General features: G+C 41.4%; 15 protein-coding genes. 10 read left to right on the forward strand and 5 right to left on the reverse strand.

All coding sequences use genetic code 11. The features are described from left to right. Window positions 1-16 precede the first annotated feature (16 nt). From kdgD to D1013_RS02425, 5 genes are read left to right on the forward strand one after another with little or no spacing between them, the layout of a single operon-like run. Window positions 17-934: a 5-dehydro-4-deoxyglucarate dehydratase gene (gene kdgD, locus D1013_RS02405; RefSeq protein ID WP_121847369.1), complete on the forward strand. Its 918-nt coding sequence runs from the start codon at window positions 17-19 to the stop codon at window positions 932-934. Next, window positions 931-1,935: a pectinesterase family protein gene (locus D1013_RS02410; RefSeq protein ID WP_121847370.1), complete on the forward strand. Its 1,005-nt coding sequence runs from the start codon at window positions 931-933 to the stop codon at window positions 1,933-1,935. Before kdgD ends, D1013_RS02410 begins: the two co-directional genes overlap by 4 nt. 1 nt (window position 1,936) lies before the next feature. After that, window positions 1,937-2,677, forward strand: a complete 741-nt coding sequence (locus D1013_RS02415; protein WP_121850563.1) for a rhamnogalacturonan acetylesterase — start codon at window positions 1,937-1,939, stop codon at window positions 2,675-2,677. Further along, on the forward strand, window positions 2,674-4,035 hold the full coding sequence (locus D1013_RS02420) for a glycoside hydrolase family 28 protein (RefSeq protein WP_121847371.1): 1,362 nt from the start codon (window positions 2,674-2,676) through the stop codon (window positions 4,033-4,035). Before D1013_RS02415 ends, D1013_RS02420 begins: the two co-directional genes overlap by 4 nt. Before the next feature lie 7 nt (window positions 4,036-4,042). After that, complete coding sequence (locus D1013_RS02425; RefSeq protein WP_121847372.1) at window positions 4,043-5,026, forward strand: alpha/beta hydrolase; 984 nt, start codon at window positions 4,043-4,045, stop codon at window positions 5,024-5,026. An 8-nt stretch (window positions 5,027-5,034) separates the two neighbouring features. Here the strand turns inward: D1013_RS02425 and D1013_RS02430 are convergent, their stop codons facing one another. Continuing rightward, window positions 5,035-6,234, reverse strand: a complete 1,200-nt coding sequence (locus D1013_RS02430; protein ID WP_205601265.1) for a nucleoside hydrolase-like domain-containing protein — start codon at window positions 6,232-6,234, stop codon at window positions 5,035-5,037. Between the two features lie 240 nt (window positions 6,235-6,474). On the opposite strand from D1013_RS02430, the gene D1013_RS02435 reads away from it, so the two are divergent. Further along, window positions 6,475-7,668 carry a Gfo/Idh/MocA family protein gene (locus tag D1013_RS02435; RefSeq protein WP_121847374.1) on the forward strand — a complete coding sequence of 398 codons (1,194 nt, stop codon included), beginning with the start codon at window positions 6,475-6,477 and terminating at the stop codon, window positions 7,666-7,668. 95 nt (window positions 7,669-7,763) lie between these two features. After that, the gene (locus D1013_RS02440) at window positions 7,764-8,267 is read left to right on the forward strand and encodes a cupin domain-containing protein (protein ID WP_205601266.1); all 504 of its coding nucleotides are present in this window, start codon (window positions 7,764-7,766) and stop codon (window positions 8,265-8,267) included. Window positions 8,268-8,291: 24 nt separating this feature from the next. Here the strand turns inward: D1013_RS02440 and D1013_RS02445 are convergent, their stop codons facing one another. Next, the gene (locus D1013_RS02445; RefSeq protein WP_121847376.1) at window positions 8,292-9,725 is read right to left on the reverse strand and encodes a glycoside hydrolase family 28 protein; all 1,434 of its coding nucleotides are present in this window, start codon (window positions 9,723-9,725) and stop codon (window positions 8,292-8,294) included. Between the two features lie 174 nt (window positions 9,726-9,899). On the opposite strand from D1013_RS02445, the gene D1013_RS02450 reads away from it, so the two are divergent. After that, window positions 9,900-10,670, forward strand: coding sequence for a cupin domain-containing protein (locus D1013_RS02450; RefSeq protein WP_121847377.1), 771 nt, complete (start codon window positions 9,900-9,902; stop codon window positions 10,668-10,670). Here the strand turns inward: D1013_RS02450 and D1013_RS02455 are convergent. From D1013_RS02455 to D1013_RS02465, 3 genes are read right to left on the reverse strand one after another with little or no spacing between them, the layout of a single operon-like run. Beyond that, window positions 10,667-12,610 carry a sialate O-acetylesterase gene (locus D1013_RS02455; RefSeq protein WP_121847378.1) on the reverse strand — a complete coding sequence of 648 codons (1,944 nt, stop codon included), beginning with the start codon at window positions 12,608-12,610 and terminating at the stop codon, window positions 10,667-10,669. The genes D1013_RS02450 and D1013_RS02455 overlap by 4 nt on opposite strands. 11 nt (window positions 12,611-12,621) lie before the next feature. Further along, a complete protein-coding gene (locus D1013_RS02460) occupies window positions 12,622-14,163 on the reverse strand; it encodes an alpha-N-arabinofuranosidase (RefSeq protein ID WP_121847379.1) in 1,542 nt (513 codons plus the stop codon). A gap of 27 nt (window positions 14,164-14,190) precedes the next feature. Beyond that, complete coding sequence (locus D1013_RS02465) at window positions 14,191-16,362, reverse strand: alpha-glucuronidase family glycosyl hydrolase (RefSeq protein WP_121847380.1); 2,172 nt, start codon at window positions 16,360-16,362, stop codon at window positions 14,191-14,193. 349 nt (window positions 16,363-16,711) lie between these two features. On the opposite strand from D1013_RS02465, the gene D1013_RS02470 reads away from it, so the two are divergent. Beyond that, complete coding sequence (locus D1013_RS02470; protein ID WP_121847381.1) at window positions 16,712-20,842, forward strand: two-component regulator propeller domain-containing protein; 4,131 nt, start codon at window positions 16,712-16,714, stop codon at window positions 20,840-20,842. Window positions 20,843-21,050: 208 nt separating this feature from the next. Beyond that, window positions 21,051-22,187, forward strand: coding sequence for an endo-1,4-beta-xylanase (locus D1013_RS02475; protein ID WP_121847382.1), 1,137 nt, complete (start codon window positions 21,051-21,053; stop codon window positions 22,185-22,187). Window positions 22,188-22,200: the final 13 nt, after the last annotated feature.

Below are 22,200 nucleotides of genomic sequence, written 5' to 3' on the forward strand. Positions count from 1 at the left end.
TTTAAAACACGACACTATGCAATTTGAAAGAGTAAAAAAAGCCTTGGGAGACGGCCTCTTATCATTTCCCATTACCGATATGGATGCTGATGGGCGTTTTAATGCCGATAGCTATGCCCAACGAATCGATTGGTTTTTAGAGCATGATATTTCCTCCATTTTTGTAGCGGGTGGTACGGGAGAATTCTTTTCCCTTTCAAAGGAAGAATATCAACAGATTATACAAATTGCAGTAAAGGAAAATAAGGGAAGGGTACCTGTTATTTCCAGTGTGGGGCGGAGTATTCCCGAAGCCTTGGAATTTGCGAAAATGGCTGAGGAGGCAGGTGTAGATGGGTTGCTTTTAATGCCGCCCTATCTAACAGGTTGTCCGCAAGATGGACTCATTGAATACGCAAAGACCATTATCAATGGCACCAAGCTTCCGGTAGTGTATTACAATCGTTCCAACGGAATTTTATCTGCCAATGCCATACTTCAATTGGCAAATGAGTGCCCTAATCTAGTAGGTTTAAAAGATGGAACGGGAAATATGCAAGATTTGAACGACACTATTAAAACGGTAGGGGATAGATTGACCTATATTGGAGGTGTGCCCACGGCAGAAATTATTTCAGAAGCTTACCTTTCCATAGGGGTAAATACCTACTCTTCGGCGGTTTTCAATTTTGTACCCGAGTTGGCACTAGCCTACTACAAAGCTTTAAGAAAAGGCGATTCAGATAAAGTAAAGTCTATTTTAAAGGAGTTCTTTATCCCTTTTGTGCGCCTCAGGAGTAAAAAGGCGGGTTATGCCGTAAGTCTCATTAAGTCAGGTGCCGATATCATTGGAAAACCGGCCGGGTCGGTTAGGGCGCCGTTGGTAATGCCTTCGGAAGAAGAAAAGAATGAGCTTCAATTTTTAATTGATAAGGCGAAAACTTTGATGGTATGAACAGTTTCGTGAAGTCTATTGTATGTAGCCTATTTTGCTTTCTGTTTCTTATTCTCGGCTCGGAGGTCACCGCCCAGAATAATCCCGAGAAAAAAGTTGACATCTATAATATGACCGTGGCCCAAGACGGGTCGGGAGATTTTACATCGATTCAAGAAGCAATCAATAGTGCCAAAGGCTTCCCTGATAAAAGGGTGATCATCAAAATAAAAAACGGGATTTATCGAGAGAAGATTGAAGTTTATGAATGGAACAATCGCATGAGCCTTATTGGTGAAGACCGCGAAAAGACCATAATTACTTATGACGATTATTTCAATAAACTGAATTTGGGTAGAAATAGCACCTTTCATACCCCAACAGTTTTGGTTCAGGGCAATGATTTCTATGCGGCGAACCTTACCATAGAAAATACGGCAGGTGAAGTGGGCCAAGCGGTGGCGCTGGCAGTGAATGCTGATCGAGTGTTGGTTGAAAACTGTACCATTACTGGAAATCAGGATACGCTGTATGTTACAGGTGAAGGTTTTCAGCAGTACTTCAAAAATTGCTACATAGAAGGTACTACGGATTTTATTTTCGGTCAGGCAACGGTGTTGTTTCAAGATTGTACCATCCACAGTAAATCAAATTCTTTTATCACTGCGGCTTCTACCCCAAAAGGAGAACCTTTCGGTTATGTATTTAAGAACTGTAATTTGACCGCCGCTGAAGAAGCGAATGAAGTATATCTTGGTCGACCTTGGCGTACCTACGCCAAGACCGTTTTTATACAATGTTCGATGGGTGACCATATATTGCCAAAAGGATGGGATAATTGGTCTAATAAAGAAGCTGAAAAGGAAGCTCTTTATGCCGAATACGAGTGTAACGGCCCAGGTTTTAATCCAAAGGAACGAGTGGCTTGGGCCAAGCAATTAACCGCTGCCGAGGCGTCTGAATATACAATCGAAAATATTTTAGGAAACGAGAAACATCCTTCGTGGTATGAAAAATTTTAAAATGTCAAAATCGGTTTTGGCCGGTATAATGTTTATGGTGGGCCTAATGGTCAATGCGCAAGAGGTTACTGTGTATTGTATTGGCGACTCGACGATGGCCGATAAGAAAGAACCGGAAAAAAATCCTGAACATGGTTGGGCGCAGGTGCTGCAAACTTTTTTTACAGATGAGGTTAAGGTCGATAATAGAGCTGTTAACGGCAGAAGTTCAAAAAGTTTTATTTCCGAGAATAGGTGGGACTCTGTTTTGACCACCTTAAAAAGTGGTGATTATGTGTTTATCCAATTTGGGCACAACGACCAAAAATTTAAAGACTCCAGCAGGTTTACCAATCCGCATACTACGTATAGGCATAATTTAATGCGCTTTGTAAAGGAAACCAGGGCAAAAGGAGCTACTCCCATACTTTTTACCAGTATCGTGAGAAGGAATTTTAATGAGTTCGGTTCTCTGATTGATACCCACGGCGAATACCCGGTTGTAACTAGAATGGTTTCTAATGAAATGAGCGTTCCGCTTATCGATTTGCAATATCTGACGGAAGTTCTCGAAACGACTTACGGCCCAGAGAACTCAAAAAAATTACACTTACATTTCAAACCTGGTGAAGAGCCTTATTATCCCGAAGGTATTGCAGATAATACCCATCTCTCTGAAAAAGGGGCATTATTGGTGGCCGGCTTGGCAGTTGAAGAAATGCAATCGTTACAACTTCCGCTTACCAATTTTTTACAAAAATGAGAAACGGTCCATTGATATTCTTTTTTCTCTTTTTGGCCACCAATATAGGGTTGGCACAAATTAAAATTGATCAAGATTCGGCCATTGCGGCCATTGAGAACAGAATTCGATTACCTAAAATTCCTGATTATTCGGTTTCAGTGGTCAAATTCGGGGCGAAAGGTGATGGCGTTTTTGATTGCAGAAGGGCGTTTGAGAAAGCTATCAGGCATTTAAGCCGAAAAAAAGGTGGACAGTTGGTTGTTCCATCGGGTATTTACCTTTTAAACGGTCCCATACATTTAGAAAGCAACATCAATTTACATCTAGAAAAAGGAGCGGTACTCAGGTTCAATGACCGGCCCGAAAGTTATTTGCCAGTGGTAGAGACCAGCTGGGAAGGTACTATGCTTTATAATTACAGTCCGCTTGTATATGCCAACGGTAAGACCAATATTTCTATAACTGGCGAAGGCGTTATCGATGGCGAAGGTCATGGCGAGTGGGCAACATGGAAAGCCAAAGAAAATGAAGACAAACAGCTTAGCAGGAAGATGAACCATGAACAAATTCCTGTTAAAGAGCGAACGTTCGGTAGTGGGCATTTCTTAAGGCCTCAGTTGGTTCAATTTCTTGATTGCGAAAATATATTGGTAGAAGGCGTCAAGTTTGAAGACGCCCCCTTCTGGTGTGTTCACTTTCTCAAATCTAAAAATATTACGGTGAGGGGCATTTCCTATGACGCGCACAATAAGAACAATGATGGTATAGATTTGGAATATGCCAGTGATGTTCTAATTGAAAATGTACAGTTCAATAATGCCGATGATAATATCGTCATCAAGGCGGGTAGAGACGTAGAAGGAAGATCTAACAGCCATATACCTTCAGAAAATATTATCGCCCGAAACAACTTTTTTAAAGGTTTGCATGCGGTGGTAATCGGAAGTGAAATGTCTGCTGGCGTAAAAAACGTTTTTATAGAAAACAATAAGGCCAGTGGCTATTTAAAACGTGGAATTTATTTTAAGACGAATTCCGACAGGGGAGGGTATATCAAGAATATTTATATCTCTAACCTTACTTTGGGTGAAACGGAGGACACTATTTTTATGACGGCCAATTATCATGGGGAGGGAAGTGGTGAACATCCCTCTAAAATATCTGATGTGACCATCAAAAATGTCTACTGCAAGAGCGCTAGTAATACGGGCATTGTAATCGAGGGCTTTCCGACCAAGAAAGTAGAAAATGTGGTTCTTGACCAGATAACGATTGAAAAGGCGACCAACGGACTGACCCTTACCAATACAAAAAATGTGAGTATGAACGAAGTGGTTATCGGTGAAAAGGCGGGAACCCCTAGTTCGGTCAAATAGCTGAAAAATGATTCTAAAAAAACTAGTTCCGGTTGTTCTTTTTTTGCTTGTTGCCTGTAACGGATGGTGCCAATCGATGAAGGGCGTTACGGGTTTTAAAGACACTTCGTATACTACTTCTTTTGCTTATCAAAACGATGTAAAGAACTATCCGCAGATTGAGGTCGTTATAGAGATTAAGAATGTAGGTATTAAAGAAAAAAGAGATGTTGTCTACCGGGAAATGGGCGATAGAAAGCTTTTGTTAGATGTTTTTCAACCCGCCGACTCGAAGAGTAAAAACGGAATGGCCGTCATTGTTATCCACGGGGGCGGATGGAGGTCTGGTGACCGTTCGCAACATTATCCTATGGCCCAAAAGCTGGCCGGGTTGGGCTATGTTTGTTTTACCCCTGAGTATCGATTATCTACGGAAGCCTTATTTCCCGCAGCCGTATATGATTTAAAGGAAACTATAAGGTGGGTTCGCTCCAGAGCACGAGAATTCGGTTTTGATTCCGATAAAATTGCGGTGGCAGGTTTTTCTGCCGGAGGAGAACTGGCTGCATTTTTAGGAGTTACCCAAAATATGCCTTTGTTTGAAGGTCGTGCAAATTCAACAAAGGTGAATACATCGGTCAATGCCATCATTGATATGGATGGAACTTTGTCTTTCGTGCATCCGGAAAGTGGAGAAGGAGATGATAGCAATGGTACTTCAGCAGCGACCTATTGGTTTGGTTATGCCAAGAAAGAGAATCCGATGCTTTGGGAGGCTGCATCCCCACTAGGTTATGCCAGTTCAGATACACCGCCAACGTTATTTATAAATAGTTCAGTAGAGCGAATGCATGCCGGGAGAGATGATTTTCGAAAGGCGCTGTTCTTAAATGATATTTATAGCGAAGTAGTGGCATTTGATGATGCCCCACACTCCTTTGTGTTGTACCACCCATGGTTTGAGCCTACCGTTAAGGCTATGGATAGTTTTCTAAAAAAGGTTTTGAAATAGGAAGGCCATTATTCAAACCACTTCCACCTTTCGGCCCAGTCCATTAAAAAAGCTTTCCGATGTTTGGCCACCGTTTTGGCTCCCTGTTGCACATCGATAAACTGCTCGGGGTCCTTTTTATCACCGTACCAGTTGGGCCCCAGTTGAAAATCGGTTTTAGAAGGTCTGTGCGGCCAAGGCGTTATACTGGTGTACGAACCTGTGAGACCATCCAGTTCAGAAATGTTACTTGTGGTTCTAAAAGTGCCTGTTTCTGGCTTTTTTGGTGAATATCGGGCTCCGTAAGTACCATTGCCCAAATAGTATCCATTCCAAACTTGTTCCCAAATTTCAAATTGAAAACAAACGGAATCTTGAGGAACTTCCTTCTCAGGGCCTTTAAAGTGCCATTCAATAATATCGTAGGCAGCTATCGTATCGGTTTTCGCACTTATTTCGTTAAAAACAGCTCTTGAACTGCGATTAATGGGCTCAAAACTTCCGCCCCAGCTCTCACCTGTTGGGTCATTGGGATCCCCGTTCAGAATATAGGCCAAAGAAGGTGTGTCTCCCATCTTTATTTCTCCGTTGTAGTAATTCACAAAGTCTTTGCCCATGTGGCCTTTGCCCTTGATATAGTTTTTATAGAAATTTTTAGAACTAATGTCTTCAGGAGAGTCCTCGTCCATAAACCAACCGCGATAGGTAGCATTGGCTTCTATCATCCAGAGATCCGGATGGTTTTCAGCAATGTAGGAATAGGCATAGGCACCCCATTTTTTGTTGGGCCCACCAATCCAATATACTTTTATTCTTTCCTTTATTTCCGGGGCGTCATGTAAGGCTTGCGCCACATCTTCCAAGCCGCCCCATACCAATACCCATAAGGGTTGGTCATCATCCTTTTTTGCACATTTAATAATCCAATCCGAGCCTTCGGTAGCCTCACGGAATCCTTTAAAAGGAGCAAGTTCTGTTTCCCCTTGTTTGGTGATATTACGCAGCGAATCCGGGTGAGGAAAGCTTTCGGAGTGTTTCTTGAGTTTGGGCAGGTCTTTTTCATATAGGTCGATGATATCCAAAAAATCCTTTTTTCTCCCCGGTCCATAAGGGGAAGAAACCAGCCCTTCTATGGAAACCTCATTGGCATACATCAACAAGTGAATCATCGATTGAAAATCGTCCGGGTCGGTACCGCCAATATCGCTGCTGATTAAAATTCTAGGCAACTCCTTTTTTGTTGGTGGTTCGGTGCAACCTTGAAATGAAATTATTGGGAAACAAATGGCCACATAAAAAATGAAAAGGGGTGATTTGATAAAGGTCTGTACAGTTCGTAAAAGCAAGGGTAGGCTCATTGGGTTAATGGTAAGGCAGATTACCCAAAAGTTTAATTCTTTGGGCAAACAATTTTTAGTAATTTTTAAAAGCGAATAAAAGATAAGAATAACTCACCAGAATACACCTTTATGGCAACATTAGGCATTGGAATGGTAGGTGCGCGATACGGTGCGCGCATGCATTATGAAAATTATAGTAAGCTAGCCCATGGGCTAGTTGAAATTAGAGGGGTTTGTGCATTGACCAAAGAGAGTGCCCAAAACTATGCAGCCGCTTATCAAGTTCCTATGGCGACCGATAGTTTGGAAGAACTTCTGGCCAATCCCGCCATTGACATTATCGATATATGTACCCCTCCGGCTTCTCACCATGAAATAGCGATTAAGGCAGCGAATGCGGGTAAGCATATTATCATGGAAAAACCATTAACGGGTTATTTTGGCGAGCCCGATGATGAGCAACCTATCGGTAAGCATGTTTCTCGTGATAAAATGAGAAGGGGCGCTTCAAAAAATGCCGAAGCTGTTCGTGAAGCCGTTACGTCTAACAGGGTGAAGTTTTGTTATGCCGAGAACTGGGTATACTCCCCGCCTATTCTTAAAATGCAGAAATTAATCAGAGCTTCAAAAGGTTCTATATTGGAGTTGAGGGCTGAGGAAAACCATTCAGGTTCAAATTCTTTTTTCTCAAAGGAATGGAGGTTTATGGGCGGAGGGTCTTTATTGCGTATGGGCGCCCATTCGGTAGGTGCCTGTATCTATTTAAAACAATTTGAAGGCTATGAGCGGTTAGGTCGGCCCATAAGGCCCATCTCGGTCATTGCCGATACTGCCGATTTAATGCATTCCGATGCATCTAACCGTGCCAAGGTGGTCAATGCACACGAATGGATAAGTTCAAATCCAGTTGATGTAGAAAATTGGGCAAATGTGGTAATCCGTTTTGAAGATGGGTCCAGGGCCACGGTAATGGTCAGCGATGTGGGTCTTGGGGGGCTGAACACCAGGGTGACCGCATACATGACCGATGGCGTTATCAAGGCCAATATGACGCTGAACGATGCTGTTGAGACCTATTCGGTAGACCCCAACACTTTTGCAAATGAATATTATACCGAAAAACTGGAGACCAAAGCGGGTTGGAACCGCCCTAGCTGCGATGAAGATTGGTTCAGGGGTTTTTCTCAAGAAATTTCAGATTTCATTTATGCAATAAAAGAAGATAGACAGCCTCTCTCGGGTATCGATTTGGCGGTAGATTGTGTACACGTGATTTATGCCGCTTACCAATCTGCAGAAGAAGGGCGAAGAATTGATTTGTAAAATCACAGGGTCTAAAGAATATGAACAGGAAAAAATTTATAACCGCATCTGGCTTAGTAGCTATGGCTTTCTTTTTTCCTTCTCAAATAAGAGCTATGCAAAAGACACCAAAAAAGTTACTTTTTAAAGATGATGGTCAAATACCGAACAGTAAATTTCCGCTATTGATTTACAAAAATGCTTTTGAAGAACGCAACAGTGCGGGAGCAGAATGGATCGAATCAAGATTTTTAAAGAACGGATGGAGCAATTCGTGGCGTAATGGTATTTATTCCTTCCACCATTACCACAGTACATCACATGAAGTACTCGGCGTTTATTCCGGTAAGGCATTGGTCCATCTAGGCGGTGAGGACGGCGAAAAAGTTCAAATAGATGCTGGTGATGTGATTATCATTCCCGCGGGGGTAGGTCATAAAAATTTGAAAAGTGAAAATTTAGGTATTGTAGGCGCATATCCTGAAGGTCGCTCTTGGGATTTATTGAAAGGAGAACCGGGCGAAAGGCCTGAAGCGGACAAAAACATTGCTGCCCTTCCCATACCAAAAGCAGATCCACTTCTTGGAGAAACAGAGGGCCTGATTCAACTATGGGTCTAAGAATGTAATTTCTTGCTCTTCGCCTTACTTCATCGACTGGCCGTTGATTGTTACATTTTCGAATTGAATAGGCTCTGAGTTTTCCACTAATATAGGCGTTTCCGCACCTTTGATTTCTACATTTTTCAAAGTGATGTTCTTGACGGGCCGTTCTTCTCGTCCTTGAACTAGAATGCCGTATTTTCCACCTTTGGCAACCGTTACGTTTTCTAGGTGAATGTTCTGTATGGTCGGTATATGTTCGCCTTCTTGGTTATCATAAATACCATAGTAAGTGTTGATTTTCAATACGGCCTCCTTCACTTGGCCTACTTGAATGTTCTTTACAAACACATTCTCAACAAAACCACCTCGAAGTGTATTTGTCTTTATGCGAATAGCCCTATCGAGTTCAGGGCTATCCATACGACAGTTTCTAACGAATACGTTACGAACTCCGGCCGATATTTCACTTCCCATGACCACCCCGCCATGCCCGTCTTTCATTCGGCAATCTTCTACCACGATATTTTCACTGGGAATGTTGACCCGCCGCCCCTCATCGTTTCTACCTGATTTGATGGCAATACAGTCGTCACCAGTATCAAAAACACAGTTTTTAATGTGTACATTTTTCGAATATTCGGGGTCGCAACCGTCATTATTTGGCCCGTGGCTACTAACGATAACACCATCAACGGTTACATTCGTTGATTTAATCGGATGCATTACCCAAAACGGGGCATTCGTGAAAGTAACCCCTTGTACGAGCACATTTTCACATCCGAAAGGTTGAAAGAAAGCAGGTCGTAATTGATGTCCTTCCCCAAAAACACGATCTTGATAGGGTACAGCTTCTTCGTTCATTTTTCGCAATCGGGGCAAGTTGTGGTCGTCTCTTTGTTGAGCCTCTCCTTTTTTGTGACCATAACGTTCAGCTCCACACCATGGCCACCAATTGGTCTCGTTTGCTTGACCGTTCAAGGTACCCCTGCCGGTAAGCGCAATGTTCTTTTTCTGGTAGGCATATACCAAGGGAGAATAATTCATAAGTTCTACACCTTCATAAGAAGTGTGAACTACTGGTAAATACTCAGACTTGTTGGTGGAAAATAGAATTTCAGAACCTTCTGAAAGATGCAGGTTTACATTATCTAACAGGTGAATTGGGCCTGTTAGAAATGTGCCTGAGGGCACCAACACCTTACCGCCACCAGCTTGGTTGCAGGCTTCAATCGCTTTTTTAAAAGCCTCTGTGCTATTGGTTTCTCCGTCATTAATGGCACCGAAATCGGTAATATCAAATGTTTTGTCGGGAAATGTGGGTACCTTGATAGACCTGATGATAGAATCGGCTTGGGCAAATGGATCAGCAGTAGCTATATCTTTCTTCGTTTGTTTTGTCTCGTCTTTACATGAAGTAATAAGTAGGAGAAAAACTAAAAATAAATTACTGTATAGGGTTGGGTTGAGTTTCATAACAGCTAATAAAGTAATCGATTACATTTTGAGGATAAAGATAGACATTTATCTTCTTATCCTCAGGAAAGGCTATTTTATAAGTGCCATTTCATCCATCGTTAAAACCTTCTTTTTCATTATATTAGTAAGGGTGCTAGAGATAGGGCCTCAAATCAACTTAACTATACAATCATGAAAACATTGGTAACTGGCATGCTCATACTATTCTCTTTAATATCAAATGCTCAAATGGAACCTATAAAAGAAGGACTTTACGCGTGGGACGAATTTCCGGTAAAAAAATCTGATTTAAAGGAAGGTCGCGCCATTCTTGAGGGCACTTCACCACATTTAGAATACATTGAAATGCATGCAACCACCCAGAAACCGGGCGCAACTCCTGGCCCTGCACATGCAAATGAAGATATTGAGGAATGTATTATCGTTCGAGAAGGCACCATGAAAATTACCATTGAGGGCGAAAGTAAAATTTTAGGTCCTGAGGGTGTTATTTTACTGATGCCCCAACAGATGCACCAAATGGAAAACGTGGGCGATACCGATTTGACCTATTATGTGATTCGGTACCGATCTAAAAAGCCGATGAATATTGAGCGGGGTACAAAAGCGGGAGGCTCTTTAATGATCAATGCCGATTCGCTCACCTATAAGCCAAGTTCGAGAGGGGGAGGTGTACCCTATTTCGATAGGGAAACGGCCATGTGCGAGCGTTACGAAATGCATGTAACCCAACTGGATAAATTAGGCCCCAGTCACGAGCCGCATACCCACAATGAAACGGAAATTATTTTAATGATGGCCGGTAATACCGAGATGACCATTGCAGGTAAAACGTATCAGGCAGGCCCCGGTGATTTTTACTTGGCGAAATCAGGCTCTTTACACGGCATCAAAAATCTTGGGGAAGGTTCTTGTCGTTACTTCGCCTTTAAATGGAACTAATCTTTTTTTAACTCGAATGGAGAAACGGGCAAACCTTCTTTTGAAAACAGATTGGCTTTTGCGGGGTTGTTAGACCATGCATAGCGTACTGCAACCGGGTTTTTGATTCCTTTTTGGTGTACAATTACCTTGTCACCTTCAAGCCTTGCTTGTGCCATTTGAAATGTTTTGCCATCGCCGGAAACCTCAAAAGTTTGCAAGGGCTTTTCATTCTTCGACATTAATCCTTCTTTCAAATAATTGAATTCTATTTCAACACGATTGGTTAGAAAATCAGCGTTCTTGGGTACCGGGCTGGTCAATGCATTTTCATCTTTGTACGCTAATCCAAAAGAAAGTTGGGCCAAACGTTTACCTACATCTCTTTTATTCAAAGGGTGGATGTCATTCCACTCACCAATATCTGTAATGACTGCCATTCCGGTATTCGGAAGGTCTAAAGTTTGTAACTGGGCCTGCCTTAATTGTGCCCAATCACTTTCTACCGGTTCGTGGGTTTCCTCCATAAAATTGGCCAATTGAACAAATAGAAAAGGGAAATCGCCCATATCCCATTTAGCCCTCCAGTTTTTAATAAGTGCCGGAAAGGTTTTAAAATAACTATTGGGGTCATTGGTGTTAGACTCCCCTTGATACCAGATGGCACCCTTGATTTTATAGTTTAACAAAGGCGCAATCATCTTGTTGTAGAGTCCGCCAGGTTTCCAACGTATAAAAGTAGGCCCTTGTAAAGGTTCCATTTTAGTGCCCAATCTATACTTCCAATCTCCTTTCAAATCGAGGGTGTCCTTCCCGTTAGTTAGAAAATAAGGCTTGTCTTTGATAAAACCTCCTTTTCCGCTTTCGCTGATGAGTCTAACGGTAATTACATTGTCACCTTCGTTTAATAGGGAGTCAGGGACCTTATATTTTCTGGGCGGATATTGGTAACCTGTAGTACCAACAAAATGTCCATTAACATAGACATGGTCTTGATCCACCATTCTGCCCAGCCACAGTTTATTATTTTCGGCAGACCATTTTTTTGGTAGATTGATGTGCTTCCTAAACCAAACTACGCCGTTGGTATTTTTTAATCCTAGCTCATCCCAGAAATTGGGCAATTTCATGGTTTTCCATGGGGAGTCATCTAGATTTTTTTGAAACCATTCTTTTCCGGTTTGAAAGCCTTGGTCCTCCGTGTTTAATTTCTGATACCATGCCTTTTGACGGGATTGGTCTTTTTCTTCAGTAGAGGCAATAAGGTCATCATTTTTATACCTTTGCATTTCTTCATAGGCTTTAGGGAATTCTCTTAGGGCATCTTCGCTCATCCATGCTTCTACGGGTGAGCCGCCCAAAGCGGAATTAATCAAGCCTACCGGAACATCGTATTTTTCGTAAATATCTTTGGCAAAGAAGTAGGCAACTCCGGAAAAATTCATAAGACTTTCAGGGTTGGCTTCCTTCCATTCGCCTGAATCAAAATCGGAATGCGCCTCTTTAAAATCGTATTTATCGGCCACCAAAAACTGCCTGATCTGTGAATTTTTAGAGTTGGCTATAACTTCCGGATAAGTGTCACGTAACCGGTTCATGGTCAGTTCCATGTTCGATTGTCCTGAACATACCCAAACCTCCCCGAACAGGATGTTGCTTAGGGTAATTTCATTGCTTCCCTTAAATATAAATTGATGAGGCCCACCTGCTTTTTGAGGGGGTAGTATAAGCTCCCATTCCCCTTGACTGTTAGTGGTGGCGGTAAAAATATCGCCTTTAAATGTTAATTCTATTTTTTCTTGCGGAGAGGCCCATCCCCAAATTTTAAGTTCAGTATCCCGCTGAAAGATGGCACCATTACTTATTAACTTGGGTAGCTTAATCTGAGCAAAAAGACTGCTGCTACCAACAAAGAGAAAGAGGGTACTTAAATAAAATGAGCGCCAGGTGAAATACTTCATTACAAGGTGGTTTATTGAACTTTAAATTGGATGACCGACTTCGCTGGTATTTCTATCTCTAACTTAGCTTTTTTCTTTTTGAATGCATCGAAGGAAGCAATCTTCACCTGCTCTTCTTTGCCAAAATCATTAAAGGAGTTCATTTTGTCCGCTGAAATAATGGAGGCCGAAACGTTGTTCAGTTTATCCAACCCCTGTAGGTCCAAGGTGGTTTTTAAATCGGCACGAGGATGTACATTTGCAATGGAAATGTGAATTTCACCTTTGCCGTTCTTGGATGCCGAAACCGATACCGAAGGAATTTCCCCTTGCTCTGTTTTATACGTTTTTCCTTGAAAATCACTTGGTAGTTGCACCGCATCTTGGTGCTCTTTATACATTTTGAACAGATAAAATGTAGGTGTTTTTACCATTTGCTCTTTTTTGGTAAGAATCATGGCCTGAAGTACATTTACAGTCTGTGCTATATTGGCCATTTTTATTCGCCGGGCATTATTATTAAAAATGTTGAGGCCCAAGGCTGCCACCAAGGCATCCCTCAGCGTGTTTTGTTGGTATAGAAAACCAGGATTGGTACCTTCTTCCACATCATACCAAGTTCCCCACTCATCCGCAATAAGTGCAATTTTGTTGTCAGGGTCATGCTCGTCCATAATGGCGATATGGTCTTTGAGGTTGTCTTCCATTTTCATGGTCTGGTCCATACTTCTAAACCATTCCTCTTCAACAAAATTTGTAGCAGATCCTTTCACCGCCCAATCATTAGCGATGGTATAGTAGTGGTACGACATTCCATGGGCAATATCAATAAAATTGGGTACTTCTTTTATTTTGGTCATGAAGGTTCGGGTCCAGTCAAGGTCGTCCCACTCACCTCCGCTTGCAATTTTATATTCGGCATTGCAATAGGTACTGTACCGTTTAAAAACGTTGGTGTAATAATTGGCATCCATACTGCCGCCACAGCCCCAATTTTCATTCCCTATTCCCCAAAACTTTACATCCCAAGGTTCTTCTCGACCGTTTTGCTTCCGCAATCTGGTTACTTCACTATCCTTATCAGAGGTTACATATTCAATCCACTGGCTGGCATCTTTTACGGTTCCACTAGCAATATTTACAGCAATGTAAGGTTCGGTATCGAGCATTTCACAGAGTTCCAAAAACTCATGTGTGCCAAAGGAATTATCCTCGGTAACGCCTCCCCAAAAAGTATTGACCACCAAGGGGCGTTCATCTACAGGGCCAATTCCGTCTCGCCATTGGTACTGCTCGGCAAAACATCCACCGGGCCAACGCAAAACCGGAATTTGTAGCTCTCTAAGCGCTTCTACCACATCGGTTCTAATTCCATTGGTATTGGGAATTTTCGAATCCTTTCCCACATAAAAACCATCATAGATTCCTCGGCCCAAGTGCTCTGCAAAATGGCCATAAATATGTTTGCTTATGGTGTCTTGGGGTTCGTTTACCTTAACGGTTATAATATTTTCCTGGGCTTGTATGTTAACGCAGAAGAAAAGAAAAGTTAAGGAGGTGTATAGATATTTCATGTATAATAGGATGATTATAAGTTGTCTTTACCAGCGCGGCCTAATACCAGGTGCAAAAGGAAATTTTAAAGATTTGTAGTATTCTAAGTCGTGCTCCGGTTTTTCTACACCTACGGGCAATTCTTGTTTGGAAAAGGTCTGGAAATAGAGCAAACAGGCATCGCGCCACCATTTAGCTTCTTTATGCTGAATAGTGAGCAGCATGTTAACTTCTTTGTGTTGCTCTGCACTCACATAAGGTTTGATTTGGTTCCAAGTTTTTTGCATTTTAGCCACTTGGTTCACGCCTTCTTGATACTTCCTTGCCAATCCGTTCCAGAGTGTCTCCCCGTTCTTTAGTTGATAATCCCAAGGCAGGTGATGGAACCAAAGTAAATACTCCTCGGGGCAGGTCTTGGGGTCGTTGAACATTTCTGCCACAGGCTGGGCATATTGAGCGGTTGCATTACTCCCTGAAGGAGTACGGTCAAAACCAATTCCGTTTTCATCTGCTTGATGGTAATAAACAGGATTCCATTCCGGTCTGCTGAGTTCACTTACCCAAGGCCCGGGGCCATAGTGGTGGCCCGTATCAAAAATGTGATGGAGACCCAGAGGATTCATGTAATTGACTACCGCTTCTCGGGAAGTAACCATCATCTCTTTGATAGGTTCTACAAACTTTTCATCGTTGCTAAAGGTCATTCGCAGCCATTCGTCGGCAATCTTTTCGGAGTCTAGATAAGGATTCCATGCCTGCCTACCAAAGCCATACCAATCTGCTTGCCCAAAAGGATGCCCCGTCCAGTTAAGGTCATTTCCTATATTGGCCACCCCTGCCATTCCCGTAATTTGTTGACCTTGCAACGAACCGTCCAAGACCTTGGCTACTGTAGACCCTTTCCCTTCTTGATAGGTGTCGGCTTCCAATACTTCTTCGTACAATTTGGGTAGGTATACCAAATGTGTGCTAAACCCCAGATACTCTTTGGTAATCTGAAACTCCATCATAATGGGCGTTTTGGACATGGCGCCGAACATGGGGTGAAAAGGCTCCCGAGGCTGAAAGTCGATGGCTCCATTTTTAACCTGAACCAAAACATTGGGAAGAAATTGACCGTCGTAGGGTACGAACTCTGAATAAGCTTGTTTAGCTCGGTCATCGGCATCGTGTTCGGAATACACAAAAGCCCTCCAGATAACATTCCCTTTGTGGGGGGCGAGCGCTTTCGCCATCATATTGGCGCCGTCTACATGGTTACGGTCATAATTTTGCGGTCCTGGTTGTCCCTCGGAATTAGCCTTCACTAGAAATCCGCCAAAATCAGGTATCAAATCATAAATTTCATCCGCTTTGGCCTGCCACCATTCAATCACCTTTTGATTAAGTGGATCCGCCGATTCCAATCCGCCAATTTCAATGGGAGCGGAAAACCGTGCTGTTAAATAAACTTTTATGCCGTAAGGGCGAAAGGTTTCGGCCAAGGCCTTTACCTTTTCTAAATACATGGGAGTTAAAATAAGGGCATTTGCGTTCACATTGGTGAGTGAAACGGCATTGATGCCTACCGATGCATTGGCACGTGCATAATCGACATAGCGCTGGTCTATAAATTCAGGTAGTTTTTGCCAATTCCAAAGCGAAAATCCGGCGTAGCCCCTCTCAACGGTACGGTCTAGATTATCCCAATGATTAAGCATACGAATATCTATTTTAGGGGTGTCCACTAGATTTATATTAGTAAGGTCGCTGTGCTGTTGCATCAGTGCCAACAACCTAAAAGTGCCGTAAAGCAGGCCGATTTCGGAATTGGCAGTCACTATTACTTTTTGTGCTTTTTTTGTGTTTAAAGACTTAAGGGTAAAACCTTCATTGCCAAAACTTTCATCATCAAGCTCAATTTGTTTTTTAATGTTTTGAGGCAGCTGGGCCCAAGTGGCAATTATCATACTTGATTTTTCACCGACCTCTTTTTTGATTTCAAATTGGCTTCCCAACATTTGCGGCAGGGCCAATAGTAATTCATTCTTAATCACTTGAATGGTTTCCCCTTCACCTAAAACAGTTACTTCGTTGGCGATGTTTGAATATTGCGAAGACAAACTAGGCATTTCGACTTTTTTATAATCCATCCATAGTTCATAACCGGCTGGGGTTTGTGAAAGCAGAAGATTATAGGCGAAAAAGACTAGAACAAGAAAGAATCTGTTTAGAAGCATTTTGAGTTGGAGTTAGTTGAGATAAGCCATGAACTTTACCTCTAAAAATACGAATTCACCAATACATTAAGTGTTCAATGTACATGAATTAACGTATGCAAATTTTAAAAAAGGGTCACCTCTTTACTAAAAACTATGTGTCCATTTATACAACATTTGAAGCATGCCTACTTTTAATGATTGTTACAAGTGATTTATATTGAGGCAAATAAGTTCTTCGTGTTTCAACCAAGAAAACTGTTAATGAAGGCTCTAATGCGAGATTGTTAACTCTAAATAACTATTTTTAAGGCTCAGCAAAATTTACGCAATCGAATTAAAAGAACCTTAGGTTCAAAGCGGGATTATAATGAAATCGTTAAAGTGGCTTTTCAAATTAACAGCTCTATTTTTGGGCCTTGTTCAAGTTGGTTATTCCCAAAATAACGAAGTTGAATATTCATTTGTTGATATTGATAAAAACATTACTCAAAAGGCAATATCTACCATTGTTCAAGATCAGAATGGTATAATATGGATAGGAGCCTACGGGGCGGGTATATATAAGAATTATAGCGCTGACCTAATTTCGTATCGTCAAGAATTTCAAAACCCGAATTCGCTGAACAGTTCTTTGGTTCAAAAGGCGTTCGTTGATAGTAATAACAGGGTTTGGGTAGGAACCGAAGTGGGACTCAATGTTTATGATGAAAACCATGATCATTTTAATAGGGTCATTTTTTATGAAGGGGAAAAGGCACTTGAAAAAGTGGTTGTACGGGCTATTGCGGAGACAGATGGCGGTAAAATTTTGGTCGGAACCAGTTCTCATGGGCTATATGAAGTCGATCCCAAAAATCTGACCGGAAAATCGGTTGCCATTGATCCCCGACCATCTGATCCCATTCGAATTCGATGCCTAACAAAAAGACCCGATGGTAAAATACTTATGGGCACCAGTAATGGTTTGTATGAATACGACGGTAATCAGGCTAAATCAGTGGTTTTAAAAGGCGCAGTCACGGACAATGGTGCACCCTTTGGTATTGAGACTATATTAATCGATGACTCAGGATCATTATGGATGGGGACTTTCTCCGATGGCTTACTAAAAGTAGAGTCGGGGGCGATGAATACCTATTCTGCTACTAGGTTTCGAATTACCGATGTTCGAATCTTCACTATGGTGCAGGCTCCCGATGGAAAAATTTTGTGTGGTACCGAGAACGATGGGCTATTCGTTCTTGCTAAAGACGGCTCAGTCGTAAAAAATTACCGTTATGATAAGTTTGAGGTAAACGGTATACAGTCGAATTCGATTTGGTCTTTGTTTGTAGATGATCAAGATAGAATATGGATGGGCTCGTATAATGCTGGTGTAAGTGTCTATGATAAGCAGTACGATAAGTTCAAAGATTTAGAGAGCATACAGAACGTTCATAATTCGTTGCAATCTTCTTCTGTTACGAGTATAATCAAAGACAAGAAAAATAGATTGTGGATCGGTATGGATGGTGGTGGTATCGATGTATATGATCTTGAAAGAAAAAAATTTCATCATCTGATTGACCCGAACAACCAAATTGCCCAAGGGTTGACCGGGCTTGATGTACAGAACTTATTTCTTGATAGCGGGGGTAACTTATGGGTGGCCACTTGGAATTCAGGAATGTACTACTTGCCCCAAGGAAGCAAGACCTTTAAGCATTTTGAAATAACGAATGTCGAAGGAAGGTTACGGTCGTATCGGGTTATGTCTTTTGCCGAAGACATTGACGGGGTAGTCTGGATAGGTACAAGCTCAAGTGGTTTGCATTATTTTGACACAAAAACAGATGAATTCGGGTATGTTCCGGATAATTTGTTCAAATGTGAGGCTGAAATTAGAAAAGTACTGGTTGATAGAGAGAATACTGTTTGGGTAGCAACCAATAGGGGGCTTCTAAAAAGAGAGCATAACTCCAATAAGCCGTTCTCAAAGCTTGATTTGGTAGCCGAAGAGAAAGGTATTCCTGCGGAGAAGGCCATGATCGATATGATTGTTTCTTTATTTGAAGATCGGTACGGCAATTTGTGGATTGGTACCGATGGGGCCGGATTGTGGAAATATGATACCAGAAGCCATAAAATAGATTGGTATAACAGTTCTTCGGCCAACCTGAAGCAAGAAACGATTTCTAACATTATCGAAAGTGACGATGGCACCTTATGGGTCGGCGGTAATAATGGCTTGTCTTATTTGGATAAAGACAGTGGGCGATTTGTGAATTTTGACACCAATGATGGGTTGCTTTCAGATGATTTCAATTTTAATGCCGCCTTTAAAGATGAAGGTGGCACTTTGTATTTTGGAAACTATAAGGGTATCAACATTGTTGAACCTGACCAAATAGCAATCAATGAGAGTCGTCCGCCCATATATTTTACAAACTTTAAAGTTTATAATAAGGCTTCAAACGATATCAACGAGACGTCTCCGTTCAAAGAAGCCATTGGTAAGTCGCAACATGTAACCTTGAACCACAAACAGTCGGTTTTTACAGTTGAATATGCGGGGGTTAATTATACAAGGCCCGAAAAAAATCAATACGCTTATTACTTAGAGGGGCTTGAAGAAACCTGGAATTTTGTCGGAAATACTACCAGTGCCCATTATACCAATCTTTCACCGGGTGATTATACCTTTATGGTCAAGGCTTCGAATAATGACGGGGTGTGGAACGAAGATGTGAAGGCCTTAAAAATAACCGTACTGCCCCCTTGGTGGAAAACCAACTGGGCTATATGCACTTATATCTTATTACTTGGGTTGTTCTCATTTCTTGGTTATCGTTTGATTCGAGAAAGAGTTCGAGAAAAAAGAATGATTCAGTTCGAAAGGGCAAAAAGACTTCAAGAAGAGGAATTGAATAATAGAAAGATTCAATTTTTCACCAATATCTCGCATGAGTTTAGAACACCACTGACCTTGATTTTGAATCCATTGGAGTCGATTATGACGAGTAATGAGATTAAACTTCCGAAGAATATTAAAGAGAAGTTGCATACGGTACGAAAGAATACTGGTAGGCTTAAGCGATTAATTGATGAATTAATGGATTTCAGGAAGCTGCAACTAAATAAATTTTCTTTGAAAGTTTCTAAGTTCGACGGTGTGGCTTTTACTAAAGAGATTACCGACCATTTTAATGAAGAGGCGGCCTTAAAAAATATTGCCTTGCTCTTTGATACCGAGGAAACGGATATAGAACTATGGAGCGATCAAGGTATGCTCGAAAAAGTATTGTTCAACATTCTATCCAACGCTTTTAAAATAACTCCTGATAATGGTACTATCACCGTGGGTGTAACCATTTGTAAAGATGGAAAAAAGTTTCCCTTAATTGATGAAAACCAGGTAATCAAGGCAATCGAAATCAGTATTGAAGATACGGGTAGTGGCATAAGTCAAGAAGAGGTAAAAAGTGTTTTTGAGCGCTTTTATCAGGTTAAGAATATGAATAGTCAATATTATGGCGGAACAGGAATTGGCTTAGAGGTGGTAAAAAGTTTTGTTGACCTGCTAAAAGGTATTGTTGTTGTTGAAAGTGAAGAAACCGTTGGCACCAAATTCAGGGTGTTTTTGCCTTTGGGTAAAGATCATTTCAATGATGATGAGTTTATGCGCAGAGAAAGTGTAGCAACTAATGGAGAATTTTCAGTACCAGAGGCTGCTACAGAATTATTAGGTACGTTTAAAGATGTAGGTAGTAAAAAGACAGTTTTGGTAGTTGAAGACAATACCGAACTTAGGGCTTATCTTAAACAAGAACTAAAGTCTGACTATCATATAATAGAGGCCGCAAACGGGCAAATGGGTCTAGATGCGGCAAACAAGCGCCTACCCGACTTAATAATAACCGATGTCGTAATGCCGGAAATGAATGGTTTCGAGTTTTCTGAAGCATTAAAGTCCGATTTGAAAACGAGTCACATTCCCCTATTAATGTTAACTGCCAAAACCATGAACGAAGATTGGGTTATGGGTATCGACTCAGGTGCGGATGTCTATTTAAGCAAGCCTTTTGATATGACCGTGCTGCGCTCGCAGCTCAAGAGGTTATTGAAAAGTAGACAAATACTTCTGGATAAGTTGGGTAATGACACCAATAACGTGAAGATACCTGAAAACACGACTACACTGGACAAAAACTTCATCGCAAGGGTCATTGATTATATAGTTGAGAATGTGGCGGATGAAAACCTCAATGTAGAGCTATTGGCTGAGGAATTAAATTTGAGCCGTAGTCAACTATACAGAAAAATCAAGGCTTTGACCGGATTTACTGCGAATGAATTTTTAAGAAAAATTCGATTGGAAAAAGCGAAGGAAATGATTGAAAATGGGGATGCATCTATAAGTGAAGTGTGTTTTAAAGTAGGCTTTTCATCCCCATCGTATTTTACTAAATGCTTTAAAACTCACTTCGGTATGCTTCCTACCGAGCTCAAACAAGGCTAATTAAAGCCATAATGTTCCTATTCTTAAACATTGTGGGCGCATGCCACATCTGTACTATTTGTTGCTTCAAAACTAATAGGCAATCCACTTCATAAGAGCGATTTTTACATAGTTGCTAAAATACAGGTCTGTTGTTTGTCGATTTCGAAATTGAGCAAACAGGGTGCCTACTTTCTAATCAAGAATTAATTATCACAAAAGCGGCATTATGATACAACTGTCAAGGTTTCTTATATTCTTTTTTATCATAGTTTTTTGGTTACTGCTTGGTTGTAAAAATTCAGAAAAAGTAAATGCTGAGGTTGACGAGAGTAAAGCAATGGGTCTTTCAGATGCGTTCGTCGATGATTTTTACATGGGTGTTGCTGTCAACGGTCGACTGATTGATGGAGTTGATTCGCTAGGCACGAGCCTGCTCAAACGTGAATTTAATAGCATAACTCCTGAAAACATAATGAAGTGGATGTACATTCATCCGGAAGAAGATGGTTTTGACTTTCAAATGAGCGACAAGTATGTTGCTATGGGCCAGAGAGACAGCTCGTTTATTGTGGGGCACACGTTGGTTTGGCATAGTCAATTGGCCGATTGGGTGGAAGAGGTAAGCGACAGTACAGAAATGGTCGAGGTTTTAAGACACCATATCAATGCCATCATGGGAAGATATAAAGGGAAAATACAATCTTGGGATGTTGTTAATGAAGCACTAAATGAAGACGGAACACTTCGCGAATCCGTCTTTCTGAAAACGATAGGTCCGCAATATTTGGATTTAGCGTTTCGGTTGGCATCGGAGGTCGACCCTGACGCCCAACTAACTTACAATGATTATAACCTTACAGCCGCCGATAAGCGAAAAGGAGCAATTTCAATTGTAAAAAATTTAAAATCTAGGGGAATCAAAATAGATGTTGTGGGTATGCAGGGGCATTGGAACCTGAAGGGGCCTACTTTAGAAGAAATAGAACAAAGTATAGTCGATTATTACAATGCCGGTGTAAAGGTAGCCATAACAGAACTGGACATTACGGTTTTACCGAACCCTTGGGATTTAGAAGGTGCCGAAGTAAGCCAAAATTTTGAAGGTGATGAAAAGATGAACCCTTTTCCGCAATCGCTGCCCGATTCAGTAGAGCAACAGCTTGCTTCTCGTTATAAAAGCATTTTCCAATTATTTCTAAAGCACCGTGAAAAAATCGACAGGGTAACTTTTTGGGGAATACAAGATGGGGCTTCATGGCTCAACGGTTGGCCCATCAGAAACAGAACCAACTACCCGCTGCTATTTGATAGAAATTATAGTCCAAAAGCTGCTTATCATGAGGTTATGGGGCTGAAGAAATAGTATTGGAATAACT

This window comes from Euzebyella marina, from assembly GCF_003687485.1.
In the GTDB taxonomy this organism is placed as follows: domain Bacteria; phylum Bacteroidota; class Bacteroidia; order Flavobacteriales; family Flavobacteriaceae; genus Euzebyella; species Euzebyella marina.